The 25842-nt window shown below is 58.1% G+C and carries 25 protein-coding genes and 1 other RNA gene; 17 read left to right on the top strand and 9 right to left on the bottom strand.

The genetic code is table 11. The features are described 5' to 3' along the window. Window positions 1–24: 24 nt before the first annotated feature. From BLW70_RS29160 to BLW70_RS29145, 4 genes are all read right to left on the bottom strand, one after another. Window positions 25–1227 carry a threonine/serine exporter family protein gene (locus BLW70_RS29160; protein WP_074880124.1) on the bottom strand — a complete coding sequence of 401 codons (1203 nt, stop codon included), beginning with the start codon at window positions 1225–1227 and terminating at the stop codon, window positions 25–27. A gap of 15 nt (window positions 1228–1242) precedes the next feature. Next, a complete protein-coding gene (locus tag BLW70_RS29155) occupies window positions 1243–2130 on the bottom strand; it encodes a nitrilase family protein (RefSeq protein WP_074880121.1) in 888 nt (295 codons plus the stop codon). A 228-nt stretch (window positions 2131–2358) separates the two neighbouring features. After that, window positions 2359–4296, bottom strand: a complete 1938-nt coding sequence (locus tag BLW70_RS29150; protein WP_083383394.1) for a flavin monoamine oxidase family protein — start codon at window positions 4294–4296, stop codon at window positions 2359–2361. Between the two features lie 224 nt (window positions 4297–4520). Beyond that, window positions 4521–5417, bottom strand: a complete 897-nt coding sequence (locus BLW70_RS29145) for a GlxA family transcriptional regulator (protein WP_173860460.1) — start codon at window positions 5415–5417, stop codon at window positions 4521–4523. Between the two features lie 244 nt (window positions 5418–5661). Here BLW70_RS29145 and BLW70_RS29140 point away from each other — a divergent pair, with 244 nt between their 5' ends. Then, on the top strand, window positions 5662–6798 hold the full coding sequence (locus tag BLW70_RS29140) for an acyl-CoA dehydrogenase family protein (RefSeq protein ID WP_074880118.1): 1137 nt from the start codon (window positions 5662–5664) through the stop codon (window positions 6796–6798). 122 nt (window positions 6799–6920) lie between these two features. Here BLW70_RS29140 and BLW70_RS29135 read toward each other — a convergent pair whose 3' ends face one another. After that, on the bottom strand, window positions 6921–7961 hold the full coding sequence (locus BLW70_RS29135; RefSeq protein ID WP_074880116.1) for an NADP(H)-dependent aldo-keto reductase: 1041 nt from the start codon (window positions 7959–7961) through the stop codon (window positions 6921–6923). Between the two features lie 245 nt (window positions 7962–8206). Between BLW70_RS29135 and rplM the strand changes: the two genes are divergently transcribed. The 7 genes from rplM to BLW70_RS29100 all read left to right on the top strand — a co-directional run bounded on the left by rplM (window position 8207) and on the right by BLW70_RS29100 (window position 13093). Then, window positions 8207–8635 (top strand): 50S ribosomal protein L13, encoded by a 429-nt coding sequence (rplM, locus tag BLW70_RS29130; protein ID WP_007905295.1) that lies wholly within the window; start codon window positions 8207–8209, stop codon window positions 8633–8635. Window positions 8636–8649: 14 nt separating this feature from the next. Then, window positions 8650–9042, top strand: coding sequence for a 30S ribosomal protein S9 (rpsI, locus tag BLW70_RS29125; protein ID WP_003216038.1), 393 nt, complete (start codon window positions 8650–8652; stop codon window positions 9040–9042). A gap of 268 nt (window positions 9043–9310) precedes the next feature. After that, window positions 9311–9904 carry a ubiquinol-cytochrome c reductase iron-sulfur subunit gene (gene petA, locus BLW70_RS29120; protein WP_074880113.1) on the top strand — a complete coding sequence of 198 codons (594 nt, stop codon included), beginning with the start codon at window positions 9311–9313 and terminating at the stop codon, window positions 9902–9904. Next, window positions 9904–11115, top strand: coding sequence for a cytochrome b (locus tag BLW70_RS29115; RefSeq protein WP_074880111.1), 1212 nt, complete (start codon window positions 9904–9906; stop codon window positions 11113–11115). The genes petA and BLW70_RS29115 overlap by 1 nt, the downstream gene beginning before the upstream one ends. Further along, window positions 11115–11897, top strand: a complete 783-nt coding sequence (locus BLW70_RS29110; protein ID WP_074880110.1) for a cytochrome c1 — start codon at window positions 11115–11117, stop codon at window positions 11895–11897. Before BLW70_RS29115 ends, BLW70_RS29110 begins: the two co-directional genes overlap by 1 nt. Window positions 11898–12045: 148 nt before the next feature. Next, a complete protein-coding gene (locus BLW70_RS29105; protein ID WP_008155978.1) occupies window positions 12046–12663 on the top strand; it encodes a glutathione S-transferase N-terminal domain-containing protein in 618 nt (205 codons plus the stop codon). 16 nt (window positions 12664–12679) lie between these two features. Continuing rightward, a complete protein-coding gene (locus BLW70_RS29100) occupies window positions 12680–13093 on the top strand; it encodes a ClpXP protease specificity-enhancing factor (RefSeq protein WP_074880107.1) in 414 nt (137 codons plus the stop codon). A 100-nt stretch (window positions 13094–13193) separates the two neighbouring features. Here the strand turns inward: BLW70_RS29100 and BLW70_RS29095 are convergent, their stop codons facing one another. From BLW70_RS29095 to BLW70_RS29080, 4 genes are all read right to left on the bottom strand, one after another. Then, window positions 13194–13772, bottom strand: a complete 579-nt coding sequence (locus BLW70_RS29095) for a BON domain-containing protein (protein ID WP_074880104.1) — start codon at window positions 13770–13772, stop codon at window positions 13194–13196. Beyond that, a complete protein-coding gene (locus BLW70_RS29090; RefSeq protein WP_007943727.1) occupies window positions 13769–14362 on the bottom strand; it encodes a phosphoheptose isomerase in 594 nt (197 codons plus the stop codon). Before BLW70_RS29090 ends, BLW70_RS29095 begins: the two co-directional genes overlap by 4 nt. 104 nt (window positions 14363–14466) lie before the next feature. After that, window positions 14467–14829, bottom strand: a complete 363-nt coding sequence (locus BLW70_RS29085; RefSeq protein ID WP_074880102.1) for a YraN family protein — start codon at window positions 14827–14829, stop codon at window positions 14467–14469. Then, window positions 14829–16640 carry a penicillin-binding protein activator gene (locus tag BLW70_RS29080; protein ID WP_074880099.1) on the bottom strand — a complete coding sequence of 604 codons (1812 nt, stop codon included), beginning with the start codon at window positions 16638–16640 and terminating at the stop codon, window positions 14829–14831. The genes BLW70_RS29085 and BLW70_RS29080 overlap by 1 nt, the downstream gene beginning before the upstream one ends. A gap of 176 nt (window positions 16641–16816) precedes the next feature. Between BLW70_RS29080 and rsmI the strand changes: the two genes are divergently transcribed. The 9 genes from rsmI (at window position 16817) to mraY (ending at window position 25841) form a co-directional block, all read left to right on the top strand. After that, window positions 16817–17722 (top strand): 16S rRNA (cytidine(1402)-2'-O)-methyltransferase, encoded by a 906-nt coding sequence (gene rsmI, locus BLW70_RS29075; RefSeq protein ID WP_162493963.1) that lies wholly within the window; start codon window positions 16817–16819, stop codon window positions 17720–17722. A 75-nt stretch (window positions 17723–17797) separates the two neighbouring features. After that, window positions 17798–18152, top strand: an RNA gene (rnpB, locus tag BLW70_RS29070) — RNase P RNA component class A. A gap of 355 nt (window positions 18153–18507) precedes the next feature. Next, window positions 18508–18963, top strand: coding sequence for a division/cell wall cluster transcriptional repressor MraZ (gene mraZ, locus BLW70_RS29065; protein WP_008147486.1), 456 nt, complete (start codon window positions 18508–18510; stop codon window positions 18961–18963). Further along, on the top strand, window positions 18960–19907 hold the full coding sequence (gene rsmH, locus BLW70_RS29060) for a 16S rRNA (cytosine(1402)-N(4))-methyltransferase RsmH (RefSeq protein WP_074880092.1): 948 nt from the start codon (window positions 18960–18962) through the stop codon (window positions 19905–19907). The genes mraZ and rsmH overlap by 4 nt, the downstream gene beginning before the upstream one ends. Then, window positions 19904–20197, top strand: coding sequence for a cell division protein FtsL (ftsL, locus tag BLW70_RS29055; protein WP_033053422.1), 294 nt, complete (start codon window positions 19904–19906; stop codon window positions 20195–20197). Before rsmH ends, ftsL begins: the two co-directional genes overlap by 4 nt. Then, window positions 20197–21936 carry a peptidoglycan D,D-transpeptidase FtsI family protein gene (locus BLW70_RS29050; protein WP_173860459.1) on the top strand — a complete coding sequence of 580 codons (1740 nt, stop codon included), beginning with the start codon at window positions 20197–20199 and terminating at the stop codon, window positions 21934–21936. Before ftsL ends, BLW70_RS29050 begins: the two co-directional genes overlap by 1 nt. After that, on the top strand, window positions 21936–23399 hold the full coding sequence (locus tag BLW70_RS29045) for a UDP-N-acetylmuramoyl-L-alanyl-D-glutamate--2,6-diaminopimelate ligase (RefSeq protein ID WP_074880086.1): 1464 nt from the start codon (window positions 21936–21938) through the stop codon (window positions 23397–23399). Before BLW70_RS29050 ends, BLW70_RS29045 begins: the two co-directional genes overlap by 1 nt. Continuing rightward, window positions 23392–24759, top strand: coding sequence for a UDP-N-acetylmuramoyl-tripeptide--D-alanyl-D-alanine ligase (locus BLW70_RS29040; protein ID WP_074880084.1), 1368 nt, complete (start codon window positions 23392–23394; stop codon window positions 24757–24759). The genes BLW70_RS29045 and BLW70_RS29040 overlap by 8 nt, the downstream gene beginning before the upstream one ends. Further along, window positions 24759–25841, top strand: coding sequence for a phospho-N-acetylmuramoyl-pentapeptide-transferase (gene mraY / locus BLW70_RS29035; protein WP_008147501.1), 1083 nt, complete (start codon window positions 24759–24761; stop codon window positions 25839–25841). Before BLW70_RS29040 ends, mraY begins: the two co-directional genes overlap by 1 nt. Window position 25842: the final 1 nt, after the last annotated feature.

Raw genomic sequence — 25842 nt, 5'->3', positions numbered from 1 at the left:
GATACAGCCGGCTGGCAGCGTGCATCAGTTGGCGATCAGCAGTCCGATAATCGGAATGATCAGCAAAGTGCTGATGGCCATGGACAGGACATTACCGATGTAGGCATGCATGTACGCAGGCACTCGCTGGGCAATGGCGCAAGCCAGGGGCGGTGCAATCAGTGCGCCCAGCAGTGCGCTCGAGAGGATCACCTGCCAACTGCCGCCATACGTCAGAACGGCCGCCGGCACCACGGACACCAATGGAACGTAAGTGGGATACCAGCCGCGTGACATCCATTTCCGACGCCAGATCACCACCCCCAGCGCTGAGGTCAACGCCTGGGCACCGATCAATTGGGGCAGCAGGCCCGAGCCGTATACCGGGCTCATCGGATTCCAGGTGTAAGCCAGCAATACACCCAGCAACAGGCCGAGGCTGGCCAGCTCATTGCCAAAGAACGGCGCTTCCGAAAAATCGGCCAGCACCCGGCGCAAGCTCCAGATCACCCCGTAGTCGGGCGTTTTGGTATTGACGGTTGCGGGTGAAGGGGCGGATGGCTGCTCGCAGGGCTCGGACTTCACCAGGCTTGGCAGATAACGGCAAAGTACAAAAGCGAAGACGCTGGCGACTGCCATGCCCAGGACATTGCCGATGACGACAGGCAAACCCAGGGGATTGCACACGTAGTTGACGAACAGCAGGCACGTCGGCGTGACCAGCACGGCGCCCATGATTGCGCCATTGATCGTGACCTTCCAGCCACCACCAAACATCAGCACCATCGCCGCGGGCAGCGAAACAAACGCGGCAAACGTCGGTTGCCAACTGGTTGCGGTGACCGTCCAGCCCCACAGCAGGTTGCTCAGCAACAGTCCAAGCAACGAACTGGTCACCAGCCACGGCCACAATCCAGTCCCATAGGAAATGGCAAAACCTTGCCAGGTTTTTCCCGTGCGATTCGCCCAGTAGGCCAGATAGGCGCCGGCCAACAACCCGATAGAGGCGAACTCGTGCTTGTAGAACGCCACCTCGCTGATGTCGCCCAGCACCCAGCGCAACCACGCAGCCGGTTCGGGAAGCTTCGAGACCATGTCGCTGTAGCTTGGCCAATGCGCTTCCCAGACGGAACGGTGGGTGAATGAAAGCCAGAAAATCAGCAGTGCCGTGCCGATCATCAGCAGGATGATCGCAAGATCCAGTGGCGATCTGGCGCCAGGCCGGTTTTTTTCGATTGTGATGTTCATCGGTTAGCCCCCTTGTCAGCGCGGCAGGCAAGGGTGCTGGGTGTAACCGAGCATCTGATCGTAGAGATCGGCGCGACGATCGCGATGCAGATCGTTCAAATTGTTCCAGATGGGCGCGCTTCGGGAGCTGGTCATGTCGATATCGGCAAACAGGATTTGTTCCTGGTCCGCTGACGCCACGGCGCCAATCGGCCAGCCATTCGTACCGGCAATCAGTGAGCAGCCCAGATAACGAGCCCCTCGTTCTTCGCCGATCCGGCTGGCGGCGGCGATAAACACATTGTTGACGTGTGCGGCGGTCATGGTCAGGTACGACGCCATGCACTTGCCGGCCTCGTCGAACAGCGGTGGCGGTGTCCATACCCAGTTGTTCAGGCTGCAAATGATGTCCGCGCCTTGCTGAGTCAGGATTCGCGGCACTTCCGGGAACCAGATATCCCAGCAGATCAACAGGCCGATACGACCAATAGGCGTATCAAACACCGGAAAGCCCAGGTCGCCTGGCGTGAACCACAGCTTCTCCAGATTCCACAAATGGGCCTTGCGGTACTTGCCGATAAAACCGTCAGGCCCGACCAGAACGCCGGTGTTGAACAGCCGCATGCCGTCACGCTCAGGTAATCCGGCGACCAGGTAGACCTTGTGGTTGCGGGCGAAGTCCATCCAGATTTTCACACTCGGTCCGTCGGGAATGGCCTCCGAATGGTCGAACGCATCTTGCCGGTTGCTGAAGAAATAACCTGTGCTGGAAAGCTCGGGCAGCACGATGAGATTGGCACCGCCATTTACCGCCTCCAGTGCCAGTTCCAGACCACGACGCAAATTACCTGCACGTTTTTCCATGCCGACTTGTGGGTCGAATTGCACAACTGCTACACGAACAGGACTTGTTGGCTCGCTCATTCGGGATGACCTCTTTTTATTGTTATTCACGCTGTTTAATTGCGTGTTTATTAAGAGTTGAAATGGCGTTTTTGCGTAAGTCAGCGGCTTCCGTTTGAGCTGTAGTCCGTGTCCGAAGATCGCGCAGGGCAGAGCGCCCGGGTTTCCCTGCCGGGGCGCAAGATGGCGTAATAGAGCGGTTTGACGCAGGCAGAACCAACGCGCAGGCGCATTGGTTCGGGCAAGGTCTCAGGTGCGGATGCGGTATTGCGGGTAGTCGCTCATGCAGAATCCGCCATTGAACACCGCTGCGGTTTTATTGCAGATATGAATCACCGCATCCACGGCGCCGCGAAAACAGGGCTCTGTCCAGCCGGCATCGACCGAAAACGATTCTCCGCAAAAATACAGGCCGGACAGATGTGAGAAATCCCGGTTGTACTTCATCAGGCTCACTGCGTCGTAATAAGTGCCGGGCCTGTATAGCTTGGCGCAGCCCAAGGCGTTTCTGTCCGTCATCCAGCGTTGGACCAACGCTTGTTCAGTTTGAATATAGGGAGAAATCCTCTCCTGGATATTGGCGCAATTCATCAATATCCGGTCGAGTTCCTCTACGCACTTCGCCACCAGTTCCTGGTCGTTGAACAACGCCAGTTTGGTGGCGTCATCCTCCCATGTGTAACTTAATAATATGCAGTCGTACGGATAATTCTCGTTGTAGCGATAGCTGTAAACGTCATGAATGAAACTGTCGGTCACAATGGCCTGGGGAATTCTGGTGTTACTCGAAAGGAAAGATTTACTTAACGGCGCATACACTTTGCAGCTGGTTTCCCAGTGTGCTGTTTTGTAAGCGTTGATCATTGCGAACGGCAACATGTGCTGATTGAAGTTTTCGAGCCGGACACCCGTTTCGATCAGCCAGGAAGGCAGGGTCATGATGACCGCGTCAAAGTCATTGAACAGTTCCTGCGATTGACAGGGCTGGCTGAATTTCCACGTGTAATGGACACGTATTTTTTGATCGTCCAGTTTCTTCAGTTTGTTGACGGAAGAGTCGGTGAAAAAACCGTCGCCCCTTTCAAGACAATGTTCGTAGAACGATTTGTGCGCGCTGTCGGTGTTCATGAACAGCAAGCATTCGTCCAGCGCCGCAAGACCGATATAGCGCGGACTGTCGAAAGGCAAGCCCTTCGCATCGAGAACAGCATCGCTGTGCAAGTACGGCGCGGGAAGCGGTTCGCCGCACGAATCGACCCTGCCGTGAACGAGTTGCAGGCGGCTGCTGAATCCGAAAATGGCGGTGCGCAGCGGGTAGAGCGCGCACACGTCATAAAAAGCGCCCCAACTACCGTCGCCGATGCCTATCGAATAGAACAGGGTTGATTCGTGCGAGGTCATTCCGACTCCGCCAAAATCCCCAGGTTTGTCTTTATCCCAGGTGTCCAGCACCGGCATACAGACCAGCTCGCGAAACGAAACACGCTCGTATCTTTCGACGATTGCCGCCCAGACAGCTTCCCATTCCGGCGTGGCGTAGATCGGCGCAACCTGGCGAGTCATGCTGGCGGCAAAGGTTTTCCACTTGGCATAAACCGTTTGCAGCGCCTCGTCGGGTGGAGGGGTCAAGCCGTCTTTGTTCGTCCAGATCAACATGTGCGGATCCGCACGACCACCCAGGCTGCCTTCCTGGAGATAAATACCGGTCGAACTCACCCACTGGCTTCCCGGGTTGGGGAAATCCGATAGCGCCAGGTCAAATGCCTTGGCGTAATAAGCCATCAGCGATCGACCCTCTTTAGGTGGTTCGTTTTCCCTATTGAAGAATGGCAAGCGCATGGCGCCCATCTCGAAAGGAGTGTGACTTTCTTTTATTGAATGGCGGCCATGGACGGTCAGGTGTCTGCCGCCGATGCGTGTCGATTGTTCTATCAGTGTCACGTCGGTAAAACCGCAACGGTAAAGTTCCCGGGCGGCAGTCAGTCCGGTAACACCTGCGCCGATGATGCATATTTTATGCGTTGGATTGGTTGCCTTTGCGACGCCATGTTCCTGTTCGATTAACGCCCGGTAGTCAAAGCACAAGTCCGGTGGATTGGGGAATCGACCTGCCCAGTTCTTTTTAGTCTGGAGATTGTCGGTGTTGTCGTTACATGAAAGAGGTTGGGGAGTGATGTCCGTAGTCATTATTGATCTTCCCTGAAGTGCGGTTCAGTTGGCGGGAAGAATATATTGGCGATTCGAGAAAGCAGCTCGCAAGAGTACAAAGGACTTGTCCGGTACTCTGCATTCCGTTTTTCATGTAAGGGAAATAATCACTTTATCGTTATCTTTAAACACAGTTGGTACAGGCAGTTTAATTCGCAAGCAGGCGCCGCTTGGCAATTACGTGGCGGCGCCTGTATCAACCGTTAGGCTGCTTGTTGAAACTGCTGCCGATACTGGTTCGGCGAGAGCTCGGTGTGCTGGCGGAACAGGCGCGCAAAGAAACTTGCATCGTCATAGCCGACTTCATAGCTGATGGTCTTGATGCTCTTGCGGCTGCCGGACAGCAGACCCTTGGCGGTTTCGATGCGCAGTCGTTGCAGGTAATGCAACGGCTTGTCGCCGGTGGCGGTCTGGAAGCGCCGCATGAAATTGCGGATGCTCATGCCGTGTTCGCGAGCCACGTCTTCGAAGCGGAATTTGTCGGCGAAATGTTCTTCGAGCCAGTGCTGGATCTGCAGGATGATCACATCCTGGTGCAGCTTCTGACCGCCGAAACCGATTCGTCCTGGCGAGTAGCTGCGCTGCACTTCATAAAGGATGTCGCGGGCCACGGCCTGGGACACGTTGGCGCCGCAGAAGCGTTCGATCAGGTAGATGTAAAGGTCGCAGGCCGAAGTGGTGCCGCCCGCGCAATACAGGTTGTCGGCGTCGGTCAGGTGCTTGTCCTGATTGAGCTGAACCCGTGGGAAGCGTTCGGCAAACGCATTGAAGAAGCGCCAGTAAGTGGTCGCCTCCTTGCCGTCGAGCAATCCGGCCTCGGCCAGCCAGAACACCCCGGTGGCTTCGCCGCACAGCACTGCGCCGCGAGCATGTTGCTGACGCAGCCAGGGCAGGACCTGTGGGTAGCGTTGGCAAAGGGTGTCGAAGTCGTCCCAGAAGGCTGGAAGGACAATGATGTCGGCGTTTTCCAGGCCGCCATCCACCGGCATGATCACGTCACTGAAGCTGTTCACCGGTTTGCCGTCGGGGCTGACCAGGCGGGTTTCGAATGCCGGAGTCAGGCCTTGGCCCAGTTGTTTGCCGTAACGCAGGCTGGCCAGGTGGAAAAAATCCTTGGCTTGCATGAGGGTGGAAGCGAAAACCCGATCGATAGCCAGGATGCTGACGCGCCGCAAGGGCGTGGAGACTTGGTTAGACATAATTCAACTTTATTCTTATAGGGGAAAGTGGTCACCAGACGGCTGGATCGTCTTATTTTTTGTCGCATGTGTCCAGTGTCCTGTGCCGGAGGCGAGGCATAGTCTTTGAGGATCAATTCCGGCTAACAATAACGACAGGTGCCGCATGATCCCCAGAACCTTGTTCAGTTCCGAGCACGAACTTTTTCGCGACAGCGTACGAACGTTCCTCGAAAAAGAGGCCGTGCCGCTCCATGGGCAATGGGAAAAACAAGGCTTTATCGACCGCAAACTCTGGAACAAGGCAGGGGAGGCGGGGATGCTCTGTTCGCATCTGCCGGAAGAATACGGTGGCCTGGGTGCTGACTTTCTCTATAGCGCGGTGGTGATCGAAGAGATCGGTCGTCTCGGCCTGACCGGTATCGGTTTTTCCCTGCATTCGGACATCGTCGCGCCTTACATCCTGCATTACGGCAGTGAAGCGCTGAAACACAAATACCTGCCGAAACTGGTGTCTGGCGAAATGGTCACGGCGATTGCCATGACCGAGCCGGGTGCCGGTTCCGACCTGCAAGGGGTGAAAACCACCGCGGTGCTTGATGGCGACGAGTATGTGATCAACGGTTCGAAGACCTTCATCACCAACGGGTTTCTCGCTGACCTGGTGATTGTCGTGGCCAAGACCGATCCGAAAGCTGGTGCAAAAGGCACCAGCCTGTTTCTGGTGGAGGCCAACACCCCGGGCTTCGCCAAGGGCAAACGCCTGGAAAAAGTCGGCATGAAGGCCCAGGACACTTCGGAACTGTTCTTCCAGGATGTTCGGGTGCCCAAGGAAAACCTGTTGGGGCAGGCCGGGATGGGCTTTGCGTACCTGATGCAGGAATTGCCTCAAGAGCGTCTTACCGTGGCCATCGGCGGGCTTGCTTCGGCTGAAGCTGCGTTGCAATGGACGCTGGATTACACCCGCGAGCGCAAGGCATTCGGCAAGGCAATCGCCGACTTCCAGAACACCCGCTTCAAACTGGCGGAAATGGCGACCGAGATTCAGATCGGTCGGGTCTTCGTCGATCGCTGTCTGGAGTTGCACTTGCAAGGCAAGCTCGACGTGCCGACCGCGGCGATGGCCAAATACTGGGGCACAGACCTGCAATGCAAGGTGCTCGACGAGTGCGTGCAGTTGCATGGCGGTTACGGTTTCATGTGGGAATACCCGATCGCCCGGGCGTGGGCGGATGCGCGGGTACAGCGGATTTATGCGGGGACCAACGAGATCATGAAGGAGATTATTGCGCGGTCGCTTTGATTTGCAGCGACTGTCAGGCCGCTATCGCGAGCAGGCTCGCTCCCACACTAGACCGAGTTCTCTTAGAGATACGCGATCGAGTGTGGGCGCGGGCTTGCTCGCGAAGGCTTTTTAGTTATCGATCAAGGAGCCGGGTTCGGGTGATCCTTGTGAATCGCCTCAATCCCCTCCAGCACTTCATCGGAAAGTTTCAGATCGAAGCTGGCAAGGTTGCTTTCAAGCTGCTCCATAGTGGTCGCGCCAATGATGTTGCTGGTCACAAAGGGTTGCTGCGTGACAAACGCCAACGCCATTTGCGCCGGGTCCAGGCCATGTTCACGCGCCAGTGCAACATAACGACTGCAAGCGGCTTCCGACTGCGGGTTGAAATAGCGGCTGAAGCGGCTGTAGAGGCTCAGGCGACCTTTCGGCGGACGTGCGCCACCTTCGTACTTGCCCGACAGGAAACCGAACGCCAGCGGGGAATAGGCGAGCAGGCCGCACTGTTCGCGGATAGCGATTTCCGCCAGGCCGACTTCGAAGCTGCGGTTGAGCAGATTGTACGGGTTCTGGATCGACACGGCGCGCGGCCAGCCACGGGCTTCGGCCAGGGCGAGGAAGCGCATGGTGCCCCATGGCGTTTCATTGGACAGGCCGATGTGGCGGATCTTGCCGGCCTTGACCTGTTCGTCCAGCGCTTCGAGGGTGTCCTCCAGCGGCGTGAGGTTGGCTTCGGTCTGGTGTTTGTAGCCGAGTTGGCCGAAGAAATTGGTGCTGCGTTCCGGCCAATGCAGCTGGTAGAGGTCGATGTAGTCGGTCTGCAAGCGCTTGAGGCTGGCGTCCACGGCTTCGGTAATGTGCTGGCGGTTGTGTCGCAGGTTTTTGTCGCGGATGTAGTCGATGGTGTTGCCGGGGCCGGCGATTTTGCTGGCCAGGATCCAGTCGGCGCGATCACCACGGCTTTTGAAGTAATTGCCGATGTAGCGCTCGGTGGTGGCGTAGGTTTCGGCCTTGGGCGGCACCGGGTACATCTCGGCAGTATCGATGAAATTGATCCCGGCACTCTTGGCCCGTTCAATCTGGGCGAAGGCTTCAGTCTCGCTGTTTTGCTCGCCCCAGGTCATGGTGCCGAGGCAGATTGCACTCACGTTCAGATTGGTTCGGCCTAGCTGGCGATAGTCCATCGGGTGCTCCTTGGGCAAAACAATCATAAAAGCAGGTTGAATTATTTTTCGCAATCTGCATAATTGCGCACCTCTTTCTGCAGTGGAAGTGATGCGCCGCCGCCGAAGAATCTTGCCGTTGAACGGACGCGCCGACCCGAGCCCCCGAAAGCGTCTGTATCCGGCTGCCTTTGACTTGTCAAAGTACGCACTATTCAGTAAGATCCGCCGTCTAATTTACAGGGCGGCCCCTGAGGCTATAAAGAATGAAAACTTTTACTGCTAAACCGGAAACAGTACAGCGCGACTGGTTTGTCGTCGACGCTGCAGGTCAGACCCTGGGTCGTCTGGCCACCGAAATCGCGAGCCGTCTGCGTGGCAAGCATAAAGCTGAGTACACTCCTCACGTTGACACCGGCGATTACATCGTCGTTATCAATGCCGAGCAGATTCGTGTAACCGGTGCTAAAACCACCGACAAAATCTACTACTCCCACTCCGGTTTCCCGGGCGGCATCAAGTCGATCAACTTCGAGAAGCTGATCGCTAAAGCCCCTGAGCGCGTGATCGAGACCGCGGTCAAAGGCATGCTGCCTAAGAACCCGCTGGGTCGCGACATGTATCGTAAGCTGAAAGTCTATGCGGGCGCTGTACACCCTCATACTGCTCAGCAGCCCCAAGAACTGAAGTTTTAACGGAATAGTTCATTATGTCGGCGACTCAAAATTACGGCACTGGCCGTCGCAAGACCGCAACCGCACGCGTTTTCCTGCGTCCGGGTACTGGTAACATCTCCATCAACAACCGCACCCTGGAAAATTTCTTCGGCCGCGAAACTGCCCGCATGGTAGTTCGTCAGCCGCTGGAACTGACTGAGACTGTCGAGAAATTCGACATCTACGTCACCGTGATCGGTGGTGGTGTAAGTGGTCAAGCTGGCGCAATCCGCCACGGTATCACTCGCGCACTGATGCAGTACGACGAAACCCTGCGTGGCGCTCTGCGCAAAGCTGGCTTCGTTACTCGCGATGCACGTGAAGTTGAACGTAAGAAAGTTGGTCTGCGTAAAGCGCGTAAGCGTCCGCAGTACTCGAAGCGTTAATTCGCTTTTACGTTCAAAAAAGAACGCCCAGTTTCCTTGCGAAGCTGGGCGTTTTTTTATGGGCGCGATTTATCAAAGAATTGCTCTGTGACAACTTGCCACAGCCGTAGAAGCCCTATACTGCAAGGCTTGGCAGTTAAGCCCCTTGGTAATTACCTTGTCAGAATTGGGGCTTTTCATTACCATTCGGCAAAATTTTTATAAGTTCAGATTTTTACTTAGTAGACGCCTGATTTAACAGGCCACAAAGCTGATGGGAGAGGACTGAATGAGCAATGACGGCGTGAATGCAGGCCGGCGTCGCTTCTTGGTAGCAGCCACATCCGTGGTGGGTGCTGCAGGAGCGGTGGGGGCTGCGGTCCCGTTCGTGGGGTCATGGTTTCCCAGTGCCAAGGCGAAAGCCGCAGGTGCACCGGTGAGGGTGAATGTCAGCAAGATCGAGCCAGGCCAGCAGATGATTGCTGAGTGGCGTGGTCAGCCGGTGTTCATTGTCCGCCGTACCGAGGAAATCCTGGGGAATCTGAAAAAGATCGAGGGCCAGCTGTCTGACCCGACCTCCAAGAACTCGACACAACCGACCTATGTCGACCCGGAAACGCGTTCGATCAAGCCAGAGGTTCTGCTGCTGATCGGTATCTGCACGCACCTGGGTTGCTCGCCGACCTTCCGTCCAGAAGTGGCACCTGCGGATCTGGGCAAGGATTGGGTAGGTGGTTATTTCTGCCCTTGCCACGGTTCCCACTACGATCTGGCTGGCCGCGTCTACAAGTCGCAACCTGCGCCTTTGAACCTGCCAGTTCCCCCGCATTCCTATGAGACCGATGACATCATTGTCGTTGGCGTCGATACGGAGAAAGCGTGATGAGCAAGTTCATGGATTGGGTTGATGCGCGCTTTCCCGCGACCAAAATGTGGGAAGACCATCTCAGCAAGTACTACGCCCCGAAGAACTTCAACTTCTTCTATTTCTTTGGTTCCCTCGCACTGCTCGTTCTGGTTAACCAGATCGTTACCGGTGTCTGGCTGACCATGAGCTACACCCCGTCGGCGGAAGAAGCGTTTGCTTCCGTCGAATACATCATGCGCGACGTCGAGCACGGCTCGATCCTGCGCATGCTGCACGCAGTCGGCGCTTCGATGTTCTTCATCGTCGTTTACCTGCATATGTTCCGTGGCCTGCTTTACGGTTCGTACCAGAAGCCGCGTGAGCTGGTGTGGGTGTTCGGCATGCTGATCTACCTGGCGTTGATGGCTGAGGCCTTCATGGGTTATCTGCTGCCGTGGGGCCAGATGTCCTACTGGGGTGCCCAGGTGATCATCTCGCTGTTCGGTGCGATCCCGGTCATCGGTGACGACCTGACCCAGTGGATCCGTGGTGACTACCTGATTTCCGGTATTACCCTGAACCGCTTCTTCGCCCTGCACGTTGTTGCCTTGCCGATCGTGATCCTCGGTCTGGTGGTGCTGCACGTTCTGGCGCTGCACGAAGTCGGTTCGAACAACCCGGACGGCGTGGACATCAAGAAATTCAAAGACGAAAACGGCGTACCGCTGGATGGCATTGCCTTCCACCCGTACTACACCGTGAAAGATATCGTCGGCGTGGTGGTGTTCCTGTTCATCTTCTGCTCGATCGTGTTCTTCTTCCCTGAAATGGGCGGCTACTTCCTCGAGAAGCCGAACTTTGAAGTGGCGAACGCCTTCAAGACTCCTGAGCACATCGCTCCGGTCTGGTACTTCACACCGTTCTACGCGATTCTGCGGGCGGTTCCGGACAAGCTCCTGGGCGTTATCGCCATGGGCGCGGCCATCGCTGTGCTATTCGTCCTGCCATGGCTCGATCGCAGTCCGGTCAAGTCGATGCGCTACAAAGGCTGGCTGAGCAAGATCTGGCTCTGGGTGTTCTGCATTTCGTTCGTGATCCTGGGCGTGTTGGGTGTTCTGGCTCCAACGCCAGGCCGTACGTTGCTGTCGCAGGTATGTACCTTCCTGTACTTCGCCTACTTCATTCTGATGCCGTTCTACACCAGGCTCGAGAAGACCAAACCGGTTCCGGAAAGGGTGACTGGCTGATGAAAAAGCTATTTGCTGTACTGATTCTTGCGGCGATGCCTGTACTGTCTTTCGCATCGACATCGAGTGGCCCGGAGCTGGAAAAGGTCGATATCGACGTTTCCGACAAGGCTGCCATGCAGGACGGCGCACGTACGTTCGCCAACTATTGCATGGGCTGTCACAGCGCCAAGTTCCAGCGCTACGAGCGTGTTGCCGATGACTTGGGCATTCCGCATGACCTGATGCTCTCGAAGCTGGTGTTCACCGGCGCCAAGATTGGCGACCACATGAGCATCGGCATGCAGCCGGCTGACGCCAAGACCTGGTTCGGTGCGGCACCGCCCGACCTGACCCTGGTCGCCCGTGTTCGTGGCACTGACTGGCTCTACGGTTACCTGAAATCTTTCTACGAAGACCCATCGCGTCCTTGGGGCGTGAACAACAAGGTATTCCCGAACGTCGGGATGCCTAACGTTCTGGTCGGCCTGCAGGGTCGCCAGGTGGTAGGCTGCAAGCAAGTTCAAGTCGTCGAAGACGGCAAGAAGCAATACGATCCGCTGACTGGCACGGCTTTGACTCATGAAGCTTGCGACCAACTGACCGTATTGCCGAAAACCGGCACGCTGAACGAAGAGCAGTTCGACGAGAAGGTCAAGAATCTGGTGACCTTCCTGGCCTACTCGGCCAACCCGGTGAAGCTGCAGCATCAGCGCATCGGTACCTATGTGTTGCTGTACCTGGCGTTCTTCTTCGTATTCGCATACTTGCTCAAGCGTGAATACTGGAAAGACGTCCATTGATATTGCTGTAAAATTGCTGTCAATCGCGCGCGCCCAGGGGCGTCTCTTAAGGTGTAACGAGCCTGGTGGTCCAGGCGTTACGGGAGGCGCCCTCTGGGCGCGCGCGTTTTTCCGTTTCCGATAATTTCAACAAGCGAGGAGGACCGCCATGGGCGTGACCAATCGGTTGGCCTGTTACTCCGACCCCGCCGACCACTATTCCCACCGAGTGCGTATCGTACTTGCAGAGAAGGGTGTCAGCGCCGAGATCATTTACGTGGAAGCTGGTCGCCAGCCGCCTAAACTGATTGAAGTGAACCCTTACGGCAGCTTGCCCACCCTGGTCGATCGTGACCTGGCGTTGTGGGAGTCGACCGTGGTGATGGAATATCTGGATGAGCGTTACCCGCACCCGCCTTTATTGCCGGTTTATCCCGTGGCGCGTGCCAACAGCCGTCTGCTGATTCATCGTATTCAGCGTGACTGGTGTGGTCTGGTGGATCTGATCCTGGATTCCCGATCCAAGGAAGCAGCCCGTGTCGTTGCTCGTAAAGAGCTGCGCGAAAGCCTGACTGGCGTGTCGCCGCTGTTCGCCGACAAGCCGTTTTTCCTCAGTGAGGAACAAAGCCTGGTGGATTGCTGCCTATTGCCAATACTCTGGCGATTGCCGATTCTGGGTATTGAACTGCCGCGGCCTGCCAAGCCGCTGCTTGATTATATGGAGCGCTCGTTTGCGCGTGAGGCTTTCCAGGCGAGTCTGTCTGGTGTCGAACGCGATATGCGCTAAGGCTTAAGGAGCCGCTATGAACTCCAGTCGACCTTATCTGGTCCGCGCGCTCTACGAGTGGATTGTGGACAACGATTGCACCCCGCACATGCTGGTCAACTCCGAGTATCCGTCGGTGCAGGTGCCTCAAGGTTTTGCCAGTGACGGACAGATTGTCCTGAACGTATCACCGGCAGCCGTGCGTCATTTGCACATGGACAACGAAGCGGTCAGCTTCGAAGGGCGTTTCGGTGGCGTGCCACACACCCTGTACGTGCCTATCGCATCGATCCTGGGCATTTACGCTCGGGAGAATGGTCAAGGCATGGTGTTCGATCTGGAATCGCCTATGGAAGACGACGAAGAGATCGAGCCGGATGACGATATTCCGCCACCCGACAGTGAGCCACCGCGTCCCAGCGGTCGACCCAGTTTGAAAGTGGTGAAGTAATAAAAAAGGCGATCCGAAAGGATCGCCTTTTTTATTACGTGTAGGAGCACGGCTTGCCGGCGATGGCGATCCTGAGATCGTCATCGTCGGCAGGGTTGGTTCAGTCGATGTATTCGAACAGCTTCACGATTTTCTGCACGCCGGAAACGCCCTGTACCAAATTGGTGGCTTGGGCCGCTTCCTGTTTGGTCAACAGACCCAGCAGGTAGACGATGCCGTTCTCGGTGACAACCTTGATGCGCGAGCCCGGAATGTTCGGATCGGTAAGCATCTGGGTCTTGATCTTGGAGGTCAGCCAGGTGTCGTTCTGGCGAGCCAGGAAGCCGGAAGGTGGCAGGACTTGCAGTTCGTTGTGGACTGTCTTCACGCGCTGAACAGCCGCAGCGGCCTGTTCAGCCTTGGCCTTGAGGTCGGCACGCGGGGTTTGTCCGGCAAGCAGCACGACGCCATTGAAGCTGGTGACGACGATGTGCGAGTCGTTATCCAGGGCGGGATCGGCCTTGGCAATGTTCACGCCGACCTTGGTGTCGATCAGAGAGTCGTCGATCTTGCTGCCGAAGGTGCGCGTGCCGCGGTCATCTTCAATCGGTGCTTCGCGGCTGGCTTTAACCACCGAGGTGCAGCCGCTGATGCCGAGGCACAGGGTCAAGGCCAGAAGGCCTAGGCGATTAGGGGTCATTCTTCACTCCCGAACAATTGGCTGTCGATCAAATCGCAAAGGCAATGGATCGCCAGCAGGTGGACTTCCTGAATACGTGCGGTGACGTTGGCCGGTACGCGAATCTCGACGTCCTCGGGCAATAGCAGCGACGCCATGCCGCCGCCATCACGACCGGTCAATGCTACGACAACCATTTCGCGATCATGTGCGGCCTGGATCGCTTGAATAATGTTTGCCGAGTTGCCGCTGGTGGAAATCGCCAGCAATACATCTCCCGGCTGGCCGAGGGCGCGGATCTGTTTGGAGAAGATTTCGTTGTAGCTGTAGTCGTTGGCGATCGAGGTAATCGTCGAGCTGTCGGTGGTCAGCGCAATCGCTGGCAAGCTCGGGCGCTCGCGCTCGAAGCGGTTGAGCAGCTCGGACGAAAAGTGCTGGGCATCCCCGGCAGAGCCGCCGTTGCCGCAGGACAGCATTTTGCCTTCGTTGAGCAGGGCGTTGACCATCACCTGGCTGGCTTGCTCGATGTGCGGTGCAAGTACGTCCATCGCCATTTGCTTGGTATCGATACTGGCCTGAAAAAGCTGGCGAATTCGGGATTGCATGTCCATCTGTGTGACCTTAATTAGCGCGGCTACTCGGCACATGAATGTGCAGCCCGCAAAGCAAAGAGCAAAAGTGTTGGGTGAAAGTGTCCGGTTCGGGGCGCGCGCGATCAGCTGTCGAAGGCATTCTGCAACCAGTTCAACTGATCGAGGTTGCTGTCGATGGCAACCACGTCGAAACGGCAAGGGGAATTGGCCCAACGCGACTCGCGCTGAAGAAAGTGCTGCGCGGCAATTATCAGTTTCTGCCGTTTGCGCTCATCGATGCTGCCGAGCGCGCCACCCCATTGAGTGTTTTTTCTGTAGCGGACTTCAACGAATACTACTGTATCGCCATCAAGCATGACCAGATCAAGCTCGCCGCGTTTGCACAACCAGTTCTGCGCCAACAGGCGCAGACCTTGTTGTTGAAGATGCTCGAGCGCATGGCGCTCGCCATCTTTACCGCTTTGCTGGCGTGATCTGTCGGGCATCAGCGCGGAGTATCCGGGAGGCGTTGAACCTGACCGCTGACAAACTGTGCCCACGGCAACTGGCGCACGACTCGCTGGTTCTGAGTCATGCCCAGGCTGCCCGACTGACCTTCGATGCGGCTGTCCGGCAGAGCCTTGAGTTGGCCCAGGCGTGGTGCCAGGCTGTAAGCATCGACACCCATCGCGTACAGGCGGCCCAGGCTGCCAGCAGCTTGTGGCCATTGAGCGGTGACCTGTTTGCGCAGCGGATCGTTGGTTTCCAGCAACCATGGGGTTTCGCAGAAGCGAATGCCGTTCATGTCGTTGTACTGGTTCACATCGCCGCTGGCGCTGAACACGTGGGAGGTGGCATAGACCGGCACGTCGCCGGCGTACTGGAAGTTCAGGGTCGGCTTGATCTGCTGGGCCTGCTGAGGTGTTGCAGCGAGGAAGATGAACTCGATGTCCTGGCGACGCGAAGGTTGGGCGGCTATCTGCCCGCCAACGGTGCTTTGCAGGCTCTTGGCACGACCTTCGCTCTGACGCAGCTGGAACATGTCGGCAATCTGCTGGGCCAGTTGAACCGGTTGATCGACACGTTCGGTGGCGACGATGCTGCCACCGTTAGCCTGCCAATCCTGGCTGAATGCTCTCAAGACGCGATCGCCCCATTCGCCTTTCGGCACCATGATGGCTGCGCGATGCAGGCCATCGGCGCGAGCACGGCGGGACACTTCGCGGGCTTCGTCTTCTGCCGCAAGACCAAACTGGAACAGTTGGGCCGGACCTTGTGCGCCTTCGCTGTAATTCAGCGCCAGGGTGGTGATCGGCAGTTGCGGGCGAGCGCTGAGCTGTTTGACCAGCGGTTTCTCCAGCGGGCCGATGACCAGTTGCACGCCGTCGGCCTGGGCCTTGCGATAGAACTCATCGAGGGATGTCAGACGCGTGCTGTCATAGAACTCGATGGCTGGCGGCTTCTGCCCGGCTTGTTGGGCCTGGTAGTGAGCAGCCATGAAACCTTCGCGCAGTGCCCTGCCGACCGAGGCCAGCGGGCCATCTTGTGGCAGCAGCAGGGCGATTTTGCTCAGGGGCTGGCTGGCCAGTTCCTTGAGTTTGGTCAGTGGCAGCGGCAATTGAATGGCGGCCGGGTGCTTTGGATTCTGGGCGCGCCAGTTGTCGATCGCGGCTTGCTGTTGTTCCAGGGTGCCGGCAGTTTTCACCGCCTGCGCCAGGCCCATCCAGCCGCCGAGGTCGTCGGTGGCGCTCGGCTGCAATTGATCGGTCGGCAGCGAGGCGATCAATGTCCAGATCGCTTCGTGGTTTTTGCTGGCGGCTTCACCTTCAAGCATTGGCGCGATGAAGATGCGCTCCCGTGCGGCGGCCAGTGTCTGGCCATCGGCTTCAAGGGCGCGGGCATGGACGGTACCGGTGCGAACCTGTTGCTCGACCGGCAGTTCGCTCAGGCGTTGCAGGCTCGGATGACTCAAGGCAGTCAGCGCCGCTTTGGGCTGATTGCGAACCATGGCCAGTTCAGCCGCCAGGGTACTGGCGAAAACCTGTGGGCCAGGCTTGAGTGTTTCGACGGGGACTTGTTGCAGGATTTGCGCGGACTGGCCGGCATTCCCCTGGCGATAGGCCAGGTCTGCCGCGCTCAGGCGCAACAGGGAGGCTTTTTCCGGGTCTTTGCTTTCAGCGGCCTGTGCGAGCAGTTGCTCGATACTGGCATCCGGGGTCCGTGGAAGTTCGCCAAGGCTGGAGGAGGGCGAGCTGGCGCAAGCCGCCAGCAAGGCAGCAAGGCAGAGGGCAGTGAACAGCCGCAGGCAAGCGATCATGTAGTGTTCCTGATACTCGATCAAATTAGCGTGGAATTGTACCCAAGCACTGGCCGGGGCGCGATGTTACTGGTGTGAATCGATCAATTTAGCTCGTGCAAATGTTGCGGCACTGCACAAAAGGCTGCAAAACCGAGGGTTGCTTGCGCGTATCGCGAGCGTCGCGACGCGCTACAATGGCGGCTTTTACCGATAATGAGGTGTGCGCTTTGACTGCTCCAGGTGCTTTGAATTCCGCTGCTGGCTCGCTTTATGTGGTGGCGACGCCCATCGGCAACCTGGACGACATCAGTGCGCGTGCGCTGAAAATCCTGCGCGACGTCGCCCTGATCGCCGCCGAAGATACCCGTCACTCCCAGCGATTGATGCAGCATTTCGGCATTCCTACACCGCTGGCGGCCTGCCATGAACACAATGAGCGGGATGAAGGTAGCCGCTTTATCACTCGTTTGCTTGCCGGCGACGATGTGGCACTGATTTCAGATGCCGGCACGCCGTTGATTTCCGATCCGGGTTATCACCTCGTGCGTCAGGCTCGTGCTGCGGGTATCAATGTGGTGCCGGTTCCGGGGGCCTGTGCGTTGATCGCGGCGTTGTCGGCGGCGGGTTTGCCGTCGGACCGTTTCATTTTCGAAGGCTTTCTGCCGGCCAAGGCTGTCGGTCGGCGCGCCCGTCTTGAGTTGGTAAAGGAAGAGCCGCGCACGCTGATTTTTTATGAAGCCCCGCACCGGATCCTTGAGTGCCTTCAAGACATGGAGTTGGTGTTTGGTGGCGAACGTCCGGCGTTGCTGGCGCGTGAGCTGACCAAGACGTTCGAAACCCTTAAAGGTTTGCCATTGGCTGAGTTGCGCGAGTTCGTCGAATCAGACAGCAATCAGCAGCGTGGTGAATGCGTGGTGCTGGTGGCGGGTTGGTCTGCCCCCGAGACCGAGGATGCCGTCAGCAGTGAAGCCATGCGCATTCTGAATCTGTTGCTTGAAGAAATGCCGCTCAAGCGAGCCGCAGCGTTGGCGGCGCAAATTACCGGCGAGCGCAAGAATGTGCTCTATCAGGTCGCGCTGGATAAGCAGAAGGGCGAATAGAAACCGACGTGCAGGCGCAGTCCAAGGCGTTTAGCGCTTGTCCTTCGGCCGCTCTGCCGTTAATCTTCGCCGCGGAGAGTCGATCGGACAGTCGCTGCCCTCTATGAAAATTAGGGGGGGGAGGAAAGTCCGGGCTCCATAGGGCGAAGTGCCAGGTAATGCCTGGGAGGCGTGAGCCTACGGAAAGTGCCACAGAAAATAACCGCCTAAGCGCTTCGGCGCCGGTAAGGGTGAAAAGGTGCGGTAAGAGCGCACCGCACGACTGGCAACAGTTCGTGGCTTAGGTAAACCCCACTTGGAGCAAGACCAAATAGGGTCCCAAGGCGTGGCCCGCGCTGGGACCGGGTAGGTTGCTAAAGATGTCCAGTGATGGCCATCGTAGACGAATGACTGTTCAAGACAGAACCCGGCTTACAGATCGACTCTCCACCTTTTTCCCCTCCCTGCTTTAATCATTGAGCAGGGCGCCTGTAGTAGCTTTTTCCCTCCTTACAGAATCAACAGCAGAAGCACTTTCCTAATACCGAAAAAATCTTACTCTTAACAAACTACTTTAACTTTCGAACGCAGCTTTCAGTGCTGATTCAAGTTATTGAGCAAGATGATGCGCCAAATTCTCGCTACCCCTCCTTTTACGCTCCTAAATCTCAGTTCTGTAAGGGTTTTCCTTTAATCCGCGCCTTGACGGTGCGGTGGCCGCATTCCTATAGTGTGCGCAAGTGGCGGAAAGTGGCATGAAGTGGGTTTTTTGAGCTCAAAACGCTAATATTTGGAGAAACGCTGACGTGTTTCGCGGAGCTAACGCTATCAGTCTCGATGCAAAGGGCCGTCTCGCTATGCCGAGCCGGTACCGTGACGAGCTCGTTTCGCGTAGTTCCGGTCAGTTAATCGTCACAATTGATGCCGTTGATCCGTGTTTGTGTGTTTACCCCCTCGATGAGTGGGAAATTATTGAAACCAAACTGCGCGCACTGCCTTCGCTTCGCGAAGAGAACCGCCGCCTGCAACGTTTACTGATTGGTAATGCCGTCGACCTCGAGCTCGATGGCAGTGGTCGTTTTCTGGTTCCGCCGCGTCTTCGTGAATATGCCAAGTTGGATAAGCGCGCGATGTTGGTAGGCCAACTGAACAAGTTCCAATTGTGGGACGAGGATGCCTGGGATGCGGTTTCTGCCGCTGACCTGGCTGCCATTCAACAACCGGGCGCCATGCCTGATGAACTGCGTGATTTGATCCTGTGACTATTGATAGCGGCTTTAACCACATCACCGTACTGCTCGACGAAGCCGTGGAGGCTCTCGCCGTACGTCCTGATGGCTGCTATCTGGACGGTACGTTCGGGCGCGGCGGACACAGCCGGTTGATCCTCAGTCAGCTCGGCCCCGAGGGTCGGGTACTCGGGTTCGACAAGGATCCTCAAGCGATTGCCACCGGGCAAACGCTAGCGGCCGAAGACGGCCGCTTTGTCGTTGTGCAGCGCAGCTTTGCCGAGCTCGGTTCGGAAGTCGCCGAACGTGGTCTGGCCGGCAAGGTCAGCGGCGTTTTGCTCGACCTCGGCGTGTCCTCGCCGCAGCTCGATGACCCTGAACGCGGCTTCAGTTTCCTCAACGATGGCCCGCTGGACATGCGCATGGATCCGTCCCGCGGGATCAGCGCTGCCGAATTCGTCAACACCGCCCCGGTGGAAGAAATCGCCCGTGTATTCAAGCAATACGGCGAAGAGCGTTTTTCCGGCCGCATGGCCCGTGCCGTGGCCGAGCGTCGCGACATCAAGCCGTTCGAGCGCACTGCCGATCTGGCTGAAGTCCTGAAAGTCGCCAACCCTGCATGGGAAAAGGGCAAGAACCCGGCGACCCGTGCGTTCCAGGGCTTGCGTATTCACGTCAACAACGAACTGGGTGATCTGGAAGCCGGCCTCGAAGCCGCACTGGAATGCCTGGAAGTCGGTGGCCGCCTGGTGGTCATCAGCTTCCACTCGCTGGAAGACCGCATCGTCAAGCTGTTCATGCGCAAACTGGTGAAAGGCGAAGCCGACAACCTGCCGCGTAATCTGCCGGTCCGTCACGTCGCCTTCGAACCAATAATCAAAATCCATGGCAAAGCGCAGTCCGCCTCCGAGGCCGAACTCAAAGCCAACCCACGTTCCCGTAGCGCCGTCATGCGCGTCGCGGAGAAGCTGCGGTGAGCAAGCTTTTCGCCAAGCCACTTCCCGGCGGAAGCTTTTTCATGTTTCTGCTGTTTATTGGCGTGCTCGTGTCGGCCATCGGCGTTTCCTATAGCGCCCACTGGAACCGTCAACTGTTGAACTCCCTGTACAACGAGTTGAGCGTGCGCGACAAGGCGCAAGCGGAGTGGGGCCGTTTGATTCTCGAACAGAGCACCTGGACCGCCCACAGCCGTATCGAAGTCCTGGCGACCGAGCAACTGAAGATGCGCATTCCTGGCGCCGCTGAAGTGCAGATGGTGGCGCCATGATGAAACTCGAGGGCGCTCTCTTTCCATGGCGGTTCCGCCTGGTACTGGGTTTGCTCGGCGTCATGGTCGCGGCGATTGCCTGGCGCATTATCGATCTGCAGGTGGTCGACCGTGCCTTTCTTAAAGGTCAGGGCGATGCGCGCAGCGTTCGTCATATTCCGATTCCGGCTCACCGTGGTCTGATCACCGACCGTAACGGCGAGCCTTTGGCCGTGAGTACCCCGGTCACCACCCTTTGGGCCAATGCCAAGGAAATGCAAACGGCCAAAGAGAAGTGGCCTGCACTGGCGGCTGCCTTGGGGCAGGACCCGAAAGCCCTGGCCGAACGTCTCGAAGCCCAGGCCAACAAAGAATTCATTTACCTGGTGCGCGGGCTGACCCCCGAGCAAGGCCAGTCCGTGCTCGATCTGAAAGTGCCGGGCGTTTATGGCATCGAAGAATTCCGCCGTTTCTACCCGGCCGGTGAAGTCACTGCCCATATGGTCGGTTTTACCGACATCGATGACCACGGTCGTGAAGGCGTCGAGCTGGCCTACGACGAATGGCTGGCCGGGGTTCCAGGCAAGCGGCAGGTGATCAAGGATCGGCGTGGCCGACTTATCAAGGATGTTCAGGTCACCAAAAACGCCAAGGCCGGAAAGCCCTTGGCGTTGTCCATTGACCTGCGTCTGCAATACCTGGCCAACCGTGAGCTGCGTAATGCAATCATCGAGAACGGCGCCAAGGCCGGCAGTCTGGTGATCATGGACGTGAAGAGCGGCGAGATCCTCGCCATGGTCAACCAGCCGACCTACAACCCGAACAACCGTCGCAACCTGCAACCGGCGATGATGCGTAACCGCGCGATGATCGACGTGTTCGAACCGGGTTCGACCATGAAAGCGATCTCCATGAGCGCCGCGATTGAAACCGGGCGCTGGAAGCCGACCGATACCGTCGAGGTTTATCCGGGCACCTTGCAGATTGGTAAATACACCATCAAGGACGTCTCCAAATCCGAAGGCCCGGTGCTCGACCTCACCGGCATCATGATCAACTCCAGTAACGTCGGCATGAGTAAAGTCGCGTTCGATATCGGCGGCGAAACGATTTTCCGCCTGGCGCAAAAAGTCGGCCTCGGCCAGGACACCGGCCTCGGCTTCCCGGGCGAGCGCGTCGGCAACCTGCCGAACTACCGCGAATGGCGCAAGGCTGAAACCGCCACGCTGTCGTACGGCTACGGTATCTCCGTGACCGCGATCCAGTTGGTCCACGCTTTCTCGGCCCTGGCCAACAACGGTCGCCTCGCGCCGCTGACCCTGATCAAAACCGACAAGGCACCGCAAACCACACAGGTATTGCCGGAAGCTGTCGCGAAGACCATGCAAACCATGCTGCAACAAGTGATCGAAGCCCCGCGCGGTGTATTCCGTGCGCAAGTGCCGGCGTATCACGTGGGCGGCAAGTCGGGTACCGCGCGCAAGACGTCGGTCGGCACCAAAGGCTACGCCGAGAATTCCTACCGCTCGCTGTTCGCCGGCTTCGGCCCGATGAGTGATCCGCGCTATGCCATCGTGGTGGTGATCGATGAACCGTCCAAGGCCGGTTACTTCGGTGGTCTGGTATCGGCCCCGGTGTTCAGCAAAGTGATGTCCGGGACCTTGCGCCTGATGAACATCACCCCGGACAACCTGACACCTACTCAACAAGCGAACGCAGCACCGGTCGTTCCGCTGAAAGCCAATGGAGGGCGAGGCTGATGTCTCTGAGCTTGAACAAGATTTTCGCCCACGCCGGCCGCGATCTGTTGATCCGCGAACTGACCCTGGACAGCCGCAACGTGCGGGCAGGCGATCTGTTTCTCGCCGTCCCTGGCGGCAAGTTCGACGGACGCGCGCACATTGCCGACGCCCTGCAACGCGGCGCTGCCGCTGTGGCGTATGAAGTCGAAGGCGCGACCGTATTGCCGATTACCGATGTCCCGCTGATTCCGGTCAAAGGCCTGGCGGCGCAGCTGTCGGACATTGCCGGGCGTTTTTACGGTGACCCTAGTCGTCACCTGAACCTGATCGGCGTGACCGGCACCAACGGCAAAACCAGCGTGACGCAGTTGGTTGCACAAGCCCTGGATTTGCTCGGCCAGCACTGCGGCATCGTCGGCACGTTGGGTACCGGTTTTTACGGCGCGCTCGAAAGCGGCTTGCACACCACGCCGAACCCGATCGCCGTGCAGGCAACCCTCGCCGACCTGAAAAAGGCCGGTGCCAAAGCCGTCGCCATGGAAGTTTCTTCCCACGGTCTGGATCAGGGGCGCGTGACCGCACTGGCCTTCGATGTGGCGGTGATGACCAACCTGTCCCGCGATCACCTGGATTACCACGGCACGATGCAAGCCTACGGCGAAGCCAAGGCCAAGTTGTTTGCCTGGAATGATTTGAAGTGCCGGGTGGTCAACCTCGACGACGATTTCGGCCGCCGACTGGCCGCTGATGATGGTGAGTCGCGCTTGATCACCTACAGCCTGGAAGACTCCAGGGCCTACCTTTATTGCCGTGAAGCGCAGTTCGATGACGAGGGCGTGCGCGCCACGCTGGTCACGCCGCAGGGTGAGCATCATCTGCGCAGCACCTTGCTCGGTCGCTTCAACCTGAGCAACGTGCTGGCCGCGGTCGGCGCCTTGCTGGGTCTTGACTACGCGCTAGACGAAATTCTCAAGGTCCTGCCAAAACTCGAAGGCCCGGCCGGACGCATGCAGCGCCTCGGCGGCGGTACTCAGCCCCTGGTGGTGGTCGATTACGCTCATACACCGGATGCACTGGAAAAAGTCTTGATGGCCCTGCGTCCTCACGCCAAAGGTCGTTTGCTGTGCCTGTTCGGTTGCGGTGGTGATCGCGATCGCGGCAAGCGTCCGCTGATGGCTGAAGTGGTCGAGCGTCTGGCTGACGGCGTGCTGGTGACCGATGACAACCCGCGCACTGAAGACCCGGCAGTGATCTTCGACGACATCCGCGCCGGTTTTACCGCTGTGGATAAAGTCACCTTCGTCGCAGGCCGTGGCCAGGCGATTGCCCAATTGATCGCCAACGCTTCGGCGGATGACGTGATTGTCCTGGCCGGTAAAGGTCACGAGGACTATCAGGAAATCAACGGCCAGCGTCATGCTTTCTCCGATCTGGTCGAGGCCGATCACGCCTTGAGCGCGTGGGAGGTGGCCCATGCTTAAAGCCTTGAAACTGAGCGAACTGACCGGCGCGCTGAATGCCCGCCTGGTTTCTGCCGATGCCAGCTTCGACGGCGTCAGCATCGACAGCCGTGCGATCAAGCCAGGCCAACTCTTTATTGCCCTGGCCGGCCCGCGTTTCGATGGTCACGACTATCTCAATGACGTCGCCGCAAAAGGCGCCGTGGCGGCGTTGGTCGAGCATGAAGTCGCCGACAGCGCACTGCCGCAATTGCTGGTCAAAGATACGCGTCAGGCGCTGGGGCAACTCGGTGCATTGAACCGTGCGGCTTACACCCATCCTGTCGCGGCCATCACCGGTTCCAGCGGCAAGACCACGGTCAAGGAAATGCTTGCCAGCATCCTGCGCACGCGCGGTCCGGTGTTGGCGACCCGTGGCAACCTGAACAATGACCTCGGCGTGCCGCTGACCCTGCTCGAACTTGCACCGGAACATACCGCTGCGGTGATTGAGCTGGGTGCGTCGCGTCTTGGCGAAATTGCCTACACCGTCGGCATGACCAAGCCGCATGTCGCCGTGCTCAACAACGCCGGGACCGCCCACGTCGGCGAGTTCGGCGGGCCGGAAAAAATCGTTGAAGCCAAGGGCGAGATTATTGAAGGGCTGGATGCCGATGGCGTCGCCGTTCTCAATCTTGACGACAAGGCGTTCGACATCTGGAAGACCCGCGCTGCCGGTCGCAAAGTGCTGACCTTCGCCCTGAGCAATGTCAGTGCCGATTTCTACGCCAGCGATCTGGACCGCGACGCTCGCGGTTGTCCGGCTTTCAACCTGCACAGCCCTGAAGGTATGGAGCGCGTTCAACTGAACCTGCTCGGCACCCATAACGTCGCCAATGCCATGGCCGCCGCCGCCGCCGCCCATGGACTGGGCGTGTCGCTGTTCGGCATCGCCACCGGTCTGGGCGCGGTGCAACCGGTCAAGGGCCGCACCGTCGCGCAACTGGCCAGCAATGGCATGCGCGTAATTGATGACACGTATAACGCGAACCCCACCTCCATGTGCGCCGCCGTTGATATACTCGCCGGCTTTTCCGGCCGCACCGTTCTGGTGCTCGGGGATATCGGCGAGTTGGGCGATTGGGCGGAGCAGGGGCACCGCGATGTGGGCGAGTACGCCCGCGGCAAGGTTTCCGCGCTTTACGCCGTCGGGCCGATGATGGCTCACGCCGTGAACGCTTTCGGTCCGCAGGCCTTTCACTTCAGCACGCAGGCTGAACTGATCGAGGCCCTGGGCGCCGAGCAAGACACAAACACCACCATTTTGATCAAGGGCTCGCGCAGCGCCGCGATGGAAAACATCGTCGCCGCTTTGTGCGGGACCAGCCTGGAGAAACATTAATGCTGCTGCTGCTAGCGGAGTATCTGCAACAGTTCTACAAAGGCTTCGCGGTCTTTCAGTACCTGACCCTGCGCGGGATTCTCGGTGTGCTGACCGCGTTGGTTTTGTCGCTGTGCTACGGCCCGTGGATGATCCGCACGTTACAGAATCGTCAGATCGGTCAATCCGTTCGCAACGACGGTCCGCAATCGCACCTGTCCAAGTCCGGCACCCCGACCATGGGCGGCGCGCTGATTCTGTCGTCCATCGGCGTCAGCACTTTGCTGTGGGCTGACCTGAGCAACCGTTACGTGTGGACCGTGCTGCTGGTGACTTTGCTGTTCGGCGCGATCGGCTGGGTCGACGATTACCGCAAAGTGATCGAGAAGAACTCCCGTGGCCTTCCGAGTCGCTGGAAGTACTTCTGGCAGTCGGTGTTCGGCCTGGGCGCGGCGATCTTCCTTTATATGACCGCGGCAACACCGGTAGAAACCACCCTGATCCTGCCGATGCTCAAGGACCACAGCATTCCGCTGGGCATAGGTTTCATTGTCCTGACTTACTTCGTGATCGTTGGCTCGAGCAACGCGGTCAACCTGACCGACGGCCTCGACGGTCTGGCGATCATGCCCACCGTAATGGTCGGCGGCGGGTTGGGGATCTTCTGCTACCTGTCGGGTAACGTGAAATTCGCTGAATACCTGTTGATTCCATATGTGCCGGGCGCAGGCGAGTTGATTGTGTTCTGCGGCGCGTTGATCGGCGCGGGCCTCGGATTCCTCTGGTTCAACACGTATCCGGCCCAGGTGTTCATGGGCGACGTCGGCGCACTGGCGCTGGGCGCGGCACTGGGCACCATCGCGGTGATCGTCCGTCAGGAAATCGTTCTGTTCATCATGGGCGGCGTGTTCGTGATGGAGACCCTGTCCGTCGTGATCCAGGTTGCCTCCTTCAAGTTGACCGGTCGCCGTGTGTTTCGCATGGCACCGATTCACCACCACTTTGAACTCAAGGGCTGGCCCGAGCCGCGTGTGATCGTCCGTTTCTGGATCATCACCGTGATTCTCGTACTGGTTGGCCTTGCCACCCTGAAGCTGAGGTAGA

This window comes from Pseudomonas frederiksbergensis, from assembly GCF_900105495.1.
GTDB lineage: Bacteria > Pseudomonadota > Gammaproteobacteria > Pseudomonadales > Pseudomonadaceae > Aquipseudomonas > Aquipseudomonas frederiksbergensis.
The sequence above is the reverse complement of the archived record's forward strand: the minus strand, read 5'-3'. Positions and strand labels throughout refer to the sequence as shown.